Here is a 14099-nt window from a genome sequence, read left to right on the forward strand (position 1 = left end):
CAATTTCTTATTAATGATTTAAATTATAGGGTAACTTTCAGGCTAAAATCAACTGATCTTGAAGTTGGAGTTGAGAATGAATAGATCCCCTGTGATCCGTTTGAAGAGCCAAATGAGCTAACTTCGGGGTCGCCGCCGGTAAAATGCGGAGCATGGATCCAAAGATTGCGGCCGGTTACACTAAATGTTGCCGATTTGAAAGGGCTTCTGCTTAACCATGATGGCTTTAAAGTATAGCCTAAACTTACGTTACGCAGTTTTACATAGCTGCCATCCTGAATAACAGATTCCAAAACGCCGTTTGCACGCTGATAATAAGTCTGGCCGTTAACTGCAACAGTGTTTGGCTGCCCAGTAGTTGCATTTACACCATCAACCACCCTTAAGCCACGGTTTTCGGTAACTTTTGGTGTACCATAAAAATAGCCGTAGCCATCAACGTTGTTCTGGATATCTCCCCCGCGCTTGATATCAAAAAAGAAACTGAAAATGAATTGTTTGTACCTGAAATTATTGTTGATACCACCAAGCCAGTTAGGGTTAATATTACCTACTATACCCTGTGTATCGTCGGCATAAGGAAGGCCTGTATCATCAATCAACAACTTACCTGCAGCATTACGGGCGTAGCGGGTACCGTATATCACACCATAAGGCTGCCCAACTACAACATTGGTAAAGCCATTGCTAATCAATGACAGGTCTTTATCAATGTATAATACTTTATTCCGGTTACGTGTAAAATTCAAGGTAAGGTCCCAGTTAAAATCACGGCTTTTTACCGGCGTAATATTTAACAATATTTCGATACCCTTATTACGCATTATAGCCGAATTTACACTTGTGTAAGCATAACCTGTTGATGGCGCAAGGGCCACTGTTGGGATGATCCCATCAATTGTTTTTTTGCTGTAGAATGAGGCTTCAAGGCTGATACGATTATTAAAAAAACCAGCTTCAAACCCTGCTTCAAACTCGTTAATACGTTCGTTTTTCAGATTGGGGTTACCAAGTACATCACTTTTCAAAAAGCCGGCCTGCCCTGCATAAGGGAATATAAGATTACGTATAGTTGCGCTATTATATGGTGTTAATAAACTGTATGCACCTATGCTGCCGTCATTTCCAACAGTACCATATGAAACCCTTACTTTACCCAGGTTCATCACTTTAGAAAATTCCGGGCTAAAAAATTCTGAGAAGATAAAGCTACCGGCGGCAGAGCCATACGGATAAAAGCTATGGTCTGTCGACAATACCGAATTACCATCATACCTTCCTGTTAACGATAGTAAAAGGAAGCGCTTATACTCTATGTTTGATTGCAGGTAAAAACCAACTTTGCGTTGTAAGTACGAAGCCTCTTTATAAGTAACTGTTGATGCCGAAGCCATATTATACAAACCAGGTACAGTTAAACCTACGCCATTTGCATATGTATTTTCTGAATAGTTTGAGATAAGGTTATTACCCAAAACAACATCCAAATTAAAATCACCAAATTGCTTATTTGCACTGATCAACAGGTCGTTGTTGTACTGACGATAGTTAATATTCTGATCAACGAGCCTACCATTGGGGTTTGATACCGATTGGGTTGATTCATGGTACCTGTCCATTTCGGTGTAAATATCAGCGCCAAACCTTTCAGTAATGGTTAACCATGGTAAAGGTTTATAATCGGCAGTAAAAGTTGGTAAAAACCTGTTAACGCCCGAATGATTTTTGATGTTATCCAATACCCAGTATGGGTTATTTCTGGAGAAACGGTATAAACGCTGGGTTCCATCGGCATTTAAATAAGGCTGCAAATTATATGAAACCGGCGCTGTAAAAATTGTCCAAACCGGGCTTTCCAACGCGTAACCTTCAGGCAGCCTGTCATTTTGTGAATTGGAATAATTTAACTGAAAGGTAGTATTCAGGTTTTTAAGCACCTGCGCACTATATTTTGCAAAGAAGGTATTACGCAAAAATTTGGTTGTTGGTACTGTACCCTGCTGGTTTAAATTTGAGTACGAAACGAGGTAAGCAGAATTGTCATTGCCGCCGCCAATGTTTACAGTATTGTTATAAGTATGACCGGTTTTAAAGAACAGATCAGACTGGTTATAAACCTTTGCAGGCTGCCCGTTTATTTTCAGGGTATCCATTTTGGCTCCCCATGAGGTGCTTGTTTTTTGATTTACACCATCATAGTAAATACCGTTTGTGCCTTGCGAATACTTGCTTTGAATTTGCGGCAATAATGGATTTTCAAAAGAAAAATCAGATGTAAAAGTTATAAGTGGTTTTTTAGTCAGGCCACCGCTTTTAGTTGTGATAATAATAACGCCATTTGCTCCTTTTGAGCCATAAAGCGCGGTAGCAGCTGCGCCCTTCAATACGTTGGTACTGGCTATAATAGATGGATCAATATCAGCAATACGGTTAGTTCCCGGCCCTGAGTTAAGATTACCTGTTTCTGTGTTATCAACCGGCACACCATCAATAACCATTAAAGGCTCATTAGTACCGTAAATTGAAGATCCACCACGGATTACGATCCTTGCTGAACTTCCTGGCGTACCCGATGAGCTTGTTACCTGCACACCGGCGACTTTACCAGCTAAGGCATTTACCAGGTTGGGTTCCTTTGATTGCACAAGCGCATCGCCTTTAATTTCCTGGGTACTGTAGGTTAGTATCCTTTTGTCGCGTTTTATACCAAGTGCGGTAACAACAACTTCGTTAAGCACCTTATTGTCTTCTACTAAAGCTACATTAACTTGTGTTTGGCCAGTTAACTTAACTTCATGCCCGGTAAAACCGATGGCAGTTATAACTAATGTTCCTTGCCCGGTATAACTAAGGCTGAACAAACCACCGGCATTGGTAACTGAGCCTGTGCTTGTATTTTTTATTCTAACAGAAGCGCCGGCTATAGGCTCGCCCTTCTCGTCGGTTACCTTTCCTTTTAATGTTACCGTTTGCGCGTAAGTGCTGTAGCAAAACACAAACACACTTAGTAAAGGCAAAATGAACCTCTTTAGTAATTGTTTAAACTTCATAAATTAAATTTTGGGGTTAAAGACTATTTATTACACGCTGTATTTCAGACACGTAAAACTATCCGCGCAACGCCCCTCATTTTTTTAAGAAATTTGCCAATACTGCCCATATCTTAACATTCCTGTTACAATAGCATTAATTTGATATTATATTTATATAAAATTGGTAAATACGTTAATATTTTGCCGGCTGGCCTCTTTCGTTAATTAGAAACTTACTATAAACAACCAATACGTTAAAAAAACGGGTAAAATCCTGCTATCAACTGCAAAATATCATTCAAAATACTTGTGCAAAGCACACTAATTTAGTTGATAGTTATTATTACAGTTACACGAATATATCATGCTAATAAAAAAGTGGTTTAAATTGAACTTATGCCTTGTGGCCTGCTTAGCGGGGGCGCAAACAATACAGGCACAATCCTACGTACCCGAATGGAACGACACCCGGATAAAAATAAAACCGGTGGTTCCGGTTAAAGCTTATTCATTTAATTTAAAGGATGTTCAATTACTGGAGAGCCCTTTTAAAAAAGCCATGGATGTTGATGCGGCTTACTTGTTATCTATAGAGCCCGACAGGTTACTTTCGGCCTTCCGCTCACATTCGGGCCTTAAACCAAAAGGTAAAATGTACGAAGGCTGGGAATCATCAGGTTTAGCCGGGCATACGATGGGGCATTACCTGTCGGCTATTTCCATGCACTATGCGTCAACCCGTAATCCTGAATTTTTAAAACGTGTAAACTATATAGTTAAAGAGCTTGATGAATGCCAGGTTGCCCGTAAAACCGGTTACGTAGGAGCTATCCCTAAAGAAGATACCGTTTGGGCCGAAGTTGCCAAAGGCGATATCCGTTCGCGTGGGTTCGACCTGAATGGTGGCTGGTCGCCATGGTATACGGTGCATAAGGTTATGGCAGGTTTGCTTGATGCTTATTTATATTGTAATAATGCCGAGGCCTTAAAAGTATGTAAAGGCATGGCCGACTGGACAGGCGAAACCATCAAAAACCTTGATGACGAAAAACTGCAAAAAATGCTGCTATGCGAATACGGCGGCATGGCCGAAACATTGGTCAATCTTTACTCCATCAACGGCGATAAAAAATACCTGGAGCTATCGTACAAATTTTATGATAAAAAGATCCTTGACCCGCTGTCGCAAAAACAGGATATACTACAGGGCAAACACTCTAACACTCAGATCCCTAAAATTATAGCCAGTGCACGCAGGTATGAAATTACCGGCGATAAAAAAGACAAAGCCATAGCCGATTTCTTTTGGGAAACCATAGTAAACCATCATTCTTATGCTACTGGTGGCAACAGTAATTATGAATACCTGAGCGATGCTGACAAGCTGAACGATAAGCTTACCGAAAACACTACCGAAACCTGCAACACCTACAACATGCTGAAATTAACCCGGCATTTGTTTGCGGTTGAACCTTCGGCCATGCTGATGGATTATTATGAAAAAGCGCTATACAATCACATCCTCGCCTCTCAAAACCATGCTGATGGGATGATGTGCTACTTTGTACCGCTAAGAATGGGCGGAACCAAACATTACAGCACTCCTTTTGATGATTTTACCTGCTGCGTTGGTTCGGGCATGGAAAACCATGTTAAATACAACGAAAGTATCTACTTTAAAGGCGCTGATGGCAGTTTATATGTAAACCTGTTTATCCCATCGGTGCTTAACTGGGCTTCAAAAGGCTTATCGGTAAAGCAAGAAAGTAGTTTCCCTAATGATGATCACATCTCATTTACGGTGAATACCAAAAAGCCTGTTACGTTGGCTATCCGCGTCCGCAAACCAAAATGGACTAATAATGCCACCATCAGCATCAACGGAAAAGCGCAAACAGCAACAACGGATGACCAGGGCTATATCGTTTTAAACCGCAAATGGAACGACAACGATAAAATTGAATTTACAACACCCGAAAAGCTTTATACCGAAGCCATGCCCGATAATGCTAACAGGCGTGCCGTGTTTTACGGCCCTGTATTGCTTGCAGGCGTTTTAGGCAATACCGAGCCTGATCCGTTGAAAGGCGTTCCTGTGTTTGTGACCAGCGAAACCGACCCTAACCAGTGGCTACAGATGGTTGATAAAAAACAATTGAGCTTCCGCACGGTGAATATTTCAAAGCCTGAGGAAGTTACATTGATCCCTTTCAATCAAACTCAAAATGAATACTATTCTGTTTATTGGGACGTATTTACCCCACAGGCCTGGGTTGTGCAGCAAAAAGCGTATGATGAGCAAAAGAAAAAACAGCAGGAACTGGAAGCCCGCACCATGGATATTTTACGCATAGGCGAAATGCAGCCCGAGCGCGACCATAACTTCAGCGGTGAAAACGCTATTACCGGCGAAGACCATCAAAAGAAATGGCGGTCGACAGAAAACGGCGGCTACCTGCAATACGAAATGAAGGTTGATGCCAATGAGCAAAATACGCTCATTAATAGCTATTGGGGCATGGACAACCGCGGCAGAAAATTTGATATCCTGATTGATGGCGTAAAACTGGCTACTGAAGATTTGAACCAGTACAAGGAAAGCCGCTTTTATGATATCAGCTACACCCTCCCTATTGAGCTAACAAAAGGCAAACAAAAGGTAACTGTTAAGCTATTGCCGCAAAAAGAGAATAGTGCAGGCCCTGTTTACGGTAGCCGGATGGTTAAAAACTAAGCAATAATCAACAAAGAAATTTAAGATCATGATCAATACAAAAAAAACGGCCTGTTTGCTTTCCCTGTCATTGGCAGCGCTCACAAGCCCACTATTGGCGCAGCAGAAGGATTATCCCATCCAACCGGTTGCATTTACCAGTGTACATGTAAATGATAACTTCTGGCAGCCTAAAATGGAGGTAAACGCTACAGTTACCATTCCTTATGTACTGGCGCAATGCAAAGCCAATGGCCGCATGGATAACTTTTTACGTGCAGCTAAAAAACTGGATGGTGATAAGTTAAGCGAGTTTCCGTTTGACGATACTGATGTGTACAAGGCCATTGAGGGTGCATCCTATTCAATGCAAAACAAAAAGAACCCTCAGCTTGACAAATCCATCGATAGCCTCATCACTATTATTGGGGCAGCTCAGGAGCCTGATGGTTACCTTTATACTTTCAGGACAGTTAACGCCAAAAAGCCTCATGAATGGATTGGCGACAAACGCTGGGTGAATGAAGAAATATTGAGCCATGAACTGTATAATTGTGGCCACCTATATGAAGCAGCCGTCGCTCACTTCCAGGCAACCGGCAAACGCACGCTGCTCAACATTGCTATAAAAAATGCCGACTTATTGGTTAAAACCTTTGGGCCGGGTAAAATTGAAGAATATCCGGGTCACCAGATAGTAGAGATCGGCCTTTCAAAAATGTACCGGGTTACGGGCAACAAGCAATACCTTGATCTGGCCAAATTCTTCTTAGATGTGCGCGGCCCAAAAGGCGATTCCTATAACCAGGCTAATAAAAAAGTGATTGACCAGCATGAAGCAGAAGGTCACGCGGTACGTGCTGCATATATGTACACCGGTATGGCCGATATTGCTGCACTTACCGGCGATACCAAATACCTGGCTGCCATTGATGATATCTGGAGCGATGTAGTAACCAAAAAATTGTACATAACCGGCGGTATTGGTGCAACCGGTGCCGGCGAAGCTTTTGGCGATGCATATCAACTGCCTAACATGTCGGCCTATGCCGAAACCTGTGCAGCCATTGGCAACGTTTACTGGAACAACAGGATGTTTTTACTGCATGGTGATTCAAAATATATCGACGTGCTGGAAAGAACGCTTTATAACGGCCTGCTGTCAGGTGTATCGCTAAGCGGTAACAGGTTCTTTTACCCCAACCCGCTGGCATCTATGTTCCAGCACCAGCGCAGTGCCTGGATCAGCTGTGCCTGCTGTATCAGTAACATGACCCGCTTTTTACCATCGTTACCTGGGTATGTTTATGCTAAAAACAAAAACGACCTGTACATTAACCTGTTCATGAGCAACTCAAGTAATATCAAACTTACTGAGGGCAACGTAAACATTGTACAGCAAACAGATTACCCATGGAAAGGCCGGGTTGATATTACCGTTAACCCAGACAAAACCGGCGAATTTACTTTAAGGGTACGCATCCCCGGCTGGGCTAAGCAACAACCTGTACCGGGCGACCTGTACACCTTCATGGATAAAAAATCCTTTCCGCTTACGCTGATGATCAACGGGCAGGCAAAATCATTTGAAACCGAAAAAGGATATGCCGTCTTAAAACGTACCTGGAAAAAAGGTGATAAAGTTTCCCTTTTGTTACCAATGGAAACTGAAAAAGTATTGGCTAACCAACAGGTTAAGGACGACAGGGGCAGGTTTGCCTTTGAACGCGGCCCTATCGTTTATTGCCTTGAAGGTCCGGATAACAAAGATAGCCTGGTACAAAACATTCTGATCAATAAAAACGCCATTGCCGACGCTAATTATCATGCCGACCTGCTCAATGGTGTTGACGTGATCAGTGCTGAAGGAAAAAGCGCCAAACGCCAGCTTAAAACCGACAGCATTTTACAAACAGATCAAATGGTGAAGGCTATCCCCTACTACGCCTGGGCCAATCGTGGGCCAAGTGAAATGACTGTTTGGATCCCGTATGAAGCTTCGGCAGTACGCCCAAAACCGGCACCTACCATTGCCAGCACCAGTAAAGTTAGTGCTTCGTTAAAAAACGTACGCATGTTTGCTGCCATTAAAGACCAGTATGAACCAGCCGATTCAAAAGATACCAACTATCCATACCTACACTGGTGGCCCGCTAAAAACACCAATGAGTTTGTGCAGTATGATTTTGATGCTGAGCATACGGTAAGTGAATCGAAAGTTTACTGGTATGATGATGGGCCATGGGGCGGCTGCCGCATCCCGGTATCATACAAAATCCTGTATAAAAAAGACGGTCAGTGGGTTCCGGTAAAAAACACCACGCCTTACACCGTAAGTAAGGACGGTTTTAACGTGGTTTCATTTGAACCGGTTGCAACTACCGCTTTGAAAATGGAAATTCAATTACCTGTTGATAACTCAACCGGCATTCATGAATGGGCGGTTAAATAAATAACTACCTGCAATAACAACAAAGCCTTTCCGTTTCAAAAAAGCAGAAAGGCTTTGTTGTTTAACTACTTCATTTGCCTGTAAACTAATATTGGCTACATTTGCGGCCTTAAAAAATAAAAAAATGGTAAATTTTGAAAAAGTGAAAGAAGTTATCGCAGCAGCAGAAGCTGACGCGGCAAGCTTTTATGAAAAAGGTAACAAAGCTGCCGGAACAAGGCTGCGTAACGCTATGCAACAATTAAAAGTGCTGGCTACGGATATCCGTAAAGAGGTTACTGAAAAGAAAAATTCTGCAGCATAATTACTGTCAGAAATGTTTTTAGATAAAGCGGGGGCTGGTTTTTCCATGTACCCGCTTTTTCTGTTTATAGTGATCTGGCCAAACATCCACGTACGTGGTTTACCAGCGCTTCACATTACCCTTCATTTTTTCTCAATAATTATACTAATTATCAAAACCATAAGCACTTAATGGTGTTCAAGATTGGTAACCCATGTCAAAATATTATTTTTGACTATCACAGATCGAGTTGTTAATTTCATGTATCACGGAAGTATCTTTTCAAACAGGCTTACCCGTTGGTGTACATTTTTATTGTGCATGCTGTTAGCGTGTGCTGTGAAAAGCACGTATGCACAGGATACTATTCTGTTACACTCCCGTAGTTTTGGTGCAGCACATGAGATCTATTTTAATGATTCGCTTTGGTTTTTTCATCCGGGCGAATTACCCAAAGCCCGGCAACACGAAGTAAGTACAACCGGCTGGGATACCTTGCATTATACGGGGTTCGGAAATCAAAATGCCCCCCGCGGATGGCACGGCGTAGGCTGGTTTGGTTCGTGGATCAGGGCCGACACAGGTTTAGTAAATAAAAAACTATCATTACGCATCAATCACGATGGCGCTTCAGAGATTTTTCTGGACGGGAAACCTATTGGTGGCTATGGCACGGTTGGCAATTCGGCAAAAGCAATGGAAGCAATGACCGCAAGGAGAGAATTGATCCCAATCTGGTTTGCCGACACCCACCCGCATCTTATCACTATCCACTATTCCAATTTCTTTGAGGTTTATACCGACTTTTACGGCTTCCAGACCTGGATAGGCGATTACCAAAAACTCGCTCCAAAAATACGAACCGCCAATGAGCGATTTAATTATATGCTCATGTGCGCAGCTGCGCAGCTTATATTAGGATTTGTACATTTTCTGTTATTCCTCTTTTATCCCAAGCAAAAACTTAATCTTTACTATGCCCTTTTTGTACTGCTAGTAGGCTTTAACGAGATAGGGATATACCTGTTTTATCGTACAAATACGCCCATCGTACAATTTTTTGCGCAATCATTAATAGATGAAGGTAAGGTCATCATGATGTGGGCGGCCATAATGCTACTTTATACGCTTGATTATAAACGAATTCCCCGCTGGCGAGTAATTGTTTTAACTACTGTAAGCTCTTTATATTTTATAGCTTATCTTTTTAAATTTTCAAATCATATTGAGTATTGGTCTGATTATTTCTCCCAAGTTTTCTTTCTTTTCGTATTAGATGGATTTTGGTCCGTATCCCGTCTCATCAAAAAGAAACAGAAGGGAGTGCGACTCATACTCGCTGGTGTGGTAGTAGTTATATTACTCTATTACCTTGCATGGGACGATATATTTCATTTGTGGCCCTACCAGCTTAACTCCATGCGGCTATTTGTAATGGCTGCAGGCGAATTAATTTTACCACTTTGTTTGTCGCTTTATCTTGCAATAGATTTTAAAAGAACGAATCAAAATCTAACCGCAAAGCTTTCGGAGGTGGAAAGCCTATCGGCCCTTGCACTTGCGCAGGAAACTGAAAAACGGGAACTGATAACCGGCGAAGCTAAGCGCCTTGAAGAAATTGTACAACTGCGTACCGCCGAACTCAGGGAACAAGCCGATAAATTGCGTGAGATGGATCTGGTAAAATCGCACTTTTTCACCAATATTACCCACGAATTTAAAACACCTTTAACGTTGATCATCAACCCGGCTAAAGAATTGATGGCAAATAATACTGATGAAGACGTTCAACGATATACAAGGCTCATTGTCAATAATGCATCACGGCTACTGCAGCTCATCAATCAATTATTAGACCTCAATAAGCTTGAAAATGGATTGATGGAAGTAAGCCGCGCACCTCTTGACCTCGTAGCACTTATCAGGATGCATATCCTGTCTTATGAGTCGTTAGTGAAACAAAAAGGTATTTCATTTCATTTTACATCACACCAGGAAAAGCTTTGGATGCTGGGCGACAGGGACAAGCTGGACGCAATTGTTATTAACGTAATATCAAATGCGCTGAAGTTTACTGATGAAGGAAAGGTAGAGGTTATTTTGCAAAAAGATCCTGAATTATCAGGCGATGCGTTCAATCTCATCATACTGGATACAGGCCGCGGTATTTCACAAGCGAAAATACCATTCGTTTTCGATCGATTTTACCAGGCCGATCCTTCAGATACCCGATCGGCCGAGGGCACAGGCATTGGGCTGGCGGTTACAAAGGAACTGGTGGAATTGATGGGAGGGCGAATCAGTATAACAAGCCAGGAAGGCTCATTTACACAGGTAAATATCGGTATGCCTTATCAACCTGCTGACGCCGGGACCGAGCCGGTGTCGGAGATCATTCCTCCTGGTGTAATATTACCCAATACCGATACTCATCCCCCCCCAATCATCGATGAAGAGAAACCTTTAGTACTGATTATAGAAGATCACCGGGAGCTCCGGGACTTTATACATCAATTGCTGGCGGATAAATACCGGGTGTTAATTGCTGCAGATGGAAACGAAGGGATAACCCTTGCCCTGGAGCAGATCCCCAACCTGATCATCACCGACCTCATGATGCCGTATGTTGATGGTTACGGGGTTAGTGCCACGCTTAAAAAGGATGTAAAAACCAGCCATATTCCCATCATTATCCTGACAGCGAAAGCAGATTTGGACAGCCGGATCCAGGGGATTGAAACCGGGGCAGACGCTTATCTTGGTAAACCTTTCGAAAAACGTGAATTGTTTGCACTGATGGAAAACCTGATCAGTGTACGCAATCAACTACGTGAACATTACAGCAAACAGGATCTCTGGTTTAGTGACGCATTGTCTATGCCATCGATAGAACGTGATTTTATAACCCGTGTACGCAATGCGGTAGAAAGCCATTTGAACGAAGAAGGATACAGCGCCGACCAGCTTGCCCGGGATATCGGGCTGAGCCGAACCCAATTACATCGTAAATTGAAAGATCTCATTAATCAGTCGCCCGGCGAGTTGATCCGTATTGTGAGGCTGCAATATGCTCATGAGCTGCTGCAACGCCGCGTTGCCACAGTGGCTGAAGTGGCTTATATGGTTGGCTTTAGCAGCCCTGCCAGTTTCTCGGCAAGTTTCTCCCGTCATTTTGGGTTTGCTCCCAAAACTGTGAGCGCCATATAATTTGTTATTTATTCACAAGTTTAAAATGCAACAAATTCGAAAGTATTTGCAACAAACTCGAAAGTGATTTTATTATTGCTTCTGTTCCTTTGTACATATCTCCTAAAAAATATCTTCAACCAGGCAACGACTGACCAAGGGGTGTTGCAGGTGAGCTAAAATCAAATCTATAACATGAAATACTTACTCAAGACCTGCTCAACTCTTTTATTGGCAGTAATTACAACCAGCATCTCCTTTGCTCAGGATAAAAACGAAATGGCCGAACTTTCAAAAACTAATGCCAACCACTTATTATTGGCGCAGGTTAAAGGAGAATGGTCATTTACCGGCAAACACACCTTTGCAGGCGGACACAAACCAATAGAATTTACAGGCAGCATGACCGGTAAAGATTTGTGGGATGGAAGGTATTTCACAACTGAGGTAACCGGCCAGGACATTCCTATGCCATGGTCGGATGGGAAACTAATTACCCTTCACGAAATGATGCTTTTTGGATACGACAATGTTAAAAAGAAATTTGTTGCTTCCTATATCAACAATGAATTTGAAACCGGCATCATTTCTTTAGAAGGGGCTTATGACCCAACAAAAAAGATCATTACTTATGATGGAGAAACATTATCGCCGAACCGGCCAAACCTGCCGCCGGGAGCCATGCGAAAGTTTCACGCGCTCCTGAAATTTACTGACAGTGATCATTATGAACTTGACTGGCATGAAAGCGTTGATGGCAAGGAGCTTTTTGATACCGTACTGAGTTTTACCCGTAAATAACAGATCAAGATTAACCTATACCTATATGAAACGAAACACATTTATACACACTCTGATAAGTGCAACAGCACTTTTGGCTATTTCATTTGAAGGAATTGCCAAAATCCTATCCAAAATCAGGGAAAAGAAAGGTTATAAAACTGATTCAGGGGCAGACCGTGCCTCAAAACCGATGCACCTGTTTGAGGGCGACACGTTCTATACCAAAGTTTCAACCACCGATACCGATGGCGATCTGTATGTTTATGAATCAACCCGGGTTAAAAAAGGCGGCCCAAATCTGCATGTGCATTATGAGCAGGACGAGTGGTGGTATATTTTGGAAGGCGAGTTTCAGATCAAAGTGGGCGACCAGCTTTTTCATGCCAAACCCGGCGATAGCGTATTTGGCCCGCGCGGCGTTCCGCATGCCTTTACTAAAATAGGCGATGATACGCCCGCTAAAATGCTGACCACGTTTCAGCCTGCCGGTAAAATGGAAGCTTGTTTCCAGGCATTAAGCGATGGCCTGATGAAGGGTAAAACCGAAGCCGAACTTGATGAATTCAGAAAGCAACACGGTTTTGAACGGGTTGGCCCTCCGCTTGACTTATTTAAAAAGTTTTAATTAACCTGTCACGCTAATAACAATGAAGTCACTCTCTGTTACGCAGAAGCTAAGCCTTGTTTATTTATGCCTTGTACCATTAATAGTTGTGGCTATTGGTTTCGGCATCGGCCATGTAAACTATAAAATATATTTGCCGGTTTGGATTGTTAATGCCTGTTTAATGATAGCAGCAGCACGAAGCCTGGGTGATTATCAGTTTAAAAAGAGCGATGGAAAGATAAAGCAACAGATAATCACAGCTTTATTACTATTTACGCCCTGGCTCTTGTTTTCAATTTTTGCGGGAATGGGGCCGCCGCCTGCTACCTTACAGGGCTGGGTTAATACTGCTGCCGAACAGCAGGTCCGTTATACTATACTCATTGCTGGTGGTATTTTATTTGCACTTGGCTCTGCATTGTTGAAAGCAAAATTACAGGCAGCGGGTGAAAATATATATTCGGTAATGGCTTCAGCAGCGATCAACCTCGCGTTGCCGCTCTTTATTATCAACATGGCTTTTTGGGGATATTACCTAACGGACGCATTCCGGGTTTTCATATTACAGGGTGCTGCAAAACGCCCCGATTGGTACGGGCCGGTAAAAAGTTTGTTTTATGTGATCAGCATAGCAGAGGTATTATTGATGTACCTTGGTACAGTGCTTTTTGCCATTTCGTTAAAAGTTACAGGGCTTTTTAACCCGGTTGCCTGCCGGTACTATATCATTTTCGGTTTAGCCGGTATTGTACTGGTTGTGTTACCCCCCTCCTGGCCCGAACCATTCGGTACTGCCGGTTATCTTGTTGCAATACCCGCCATCCCTTTCATAATGCCATACCTCATTGGTGTTCATTTATTAAAACATATAAAAGCTGACTAAACAACTGTCGCAGGTTTAGCGACAGCGTAACCTGTGACCCGGCATACCAGAAGCTTTCAGCTTCAGTCTTCAATCAAATAAAAAGGGGGTTAACATGTTTCCTGCATAAAAAACACTCAATTATCTGATTACAAACAACATAGACAAATACTAACCATGA

The 14099-nt window shown here is 42.5% G+C and carries 8 protein-coding genes; 7 read left to right on the forward strand and 1 reads right to left on the reverse strand.

The features are described from left to right. Positions 1 to 23: 23 nt before the first annotated feature. Positions 24 to 3050 carry a SusC/RagA family TonB-linked outer membrane protein gene (locus tag AC1DUD_RS06880; protein WP_477372924.1) on the reverse strand — a complete coding sequence of 1009 codons (3027 nt, stop codon included), beginning with the start codon at positions 3048 to 3050 and terminating at the stop codon, positions 24 to 26. 346 nt (positions 3051 to 3396) lie between these two features. Here AC1DUD_RS06880 and AC1DUD_RS06885 point away from each other — a divergent pair, with 346 nt between their 5' ends. The 7 genes from AC1DUD_RS06885 (at position 3397) to AC1DUD_RS06915 (ending at position 13939) form a co-directional block, all read left to right on the forward strand. Then, complete coding sequence (locus AC1DUD_RS06885; RefSeq protein WP_477372926.1) at positions 3397 to 5766, forward strand: beta-L-arabinofuranosidase domain-containing protein; 2370 nt, start codon at positions 3397 to 3399, stop codon at positions 5764 to 5766. Positions 5767 to 5794: 28 nt separating this feature from the next. Next, complete coding sequence (locus AC1DUD_RS06890) at positions 5795 to 8197, forward strand: glycoside hydrolase family 127 protein (protein WP_477372928.1); 2403 nt, start codon at positions 5795 to 5797, stop codon at positions 8195 to 8197. Positions 8198 to 8321: 124 nt separating this feature from the next. Then, positions 8322 to 8501 (forward strand): histone H1, encoded by a 180-nt coding sequence (locus AC1DUD_RS06895; RefSeq protein WP_477372930.1) that lies wholly within the window; start codon positions 8322 to 8324, stop codon positions 8499 to 8501. A gap of 318 nt (positions 8502 to 8819) precedes the next feature. Further along, a complete protein-coding gene (locus AC1DUD_RS06900; RefSeq protein WP_477372932.1) occupies positions 8820 to 11687 on the forward strand; it encodes an ATP-binding protein in 2868 nt (955 codons plus the stop codon). 174 nt (positions 11688 to 11861) lie between these two features. Continuing rightward, positions 11862 to 12467 (forward strand): DUF1579 family protein, encoded by a 606-nt coding sequence (locus AC1DUD_RS06905; protein WP_477372934.1) that lies wholly within the window; start codon positions 11862 to 11864, stop codon positions 12465 to 12467. A gap of 25 nt (positions 12468 to 12492) precedes the next feature. Then, entirely contained in the window at positions 12493 to 13074 is a 582-nt protein-coding gene (locus AC1DUD_RS06910) for a cupin domain-containing protein (RefSeq protein WP_477372936.1), read from the forward strand. A gap of 22 nt (positions 13075 to 13096) precedes the next feature. Further along, positions 13097 to 13939: a hypothetical protein gene (locus AC1DUD_RS06915; protein ID WP_477372938.1), complete on the forward strand. Its 843-nt coding sequence runs from the start codon at positions 13097 to 13099 to the stop codon at positions 13937 to 13939. Positions 13940 to 14099: the final 160 nt, after the last annotated feature.

This window comes from Mucilaginibacter sp. P4_A11 (genome assembly GCF_056402535.1).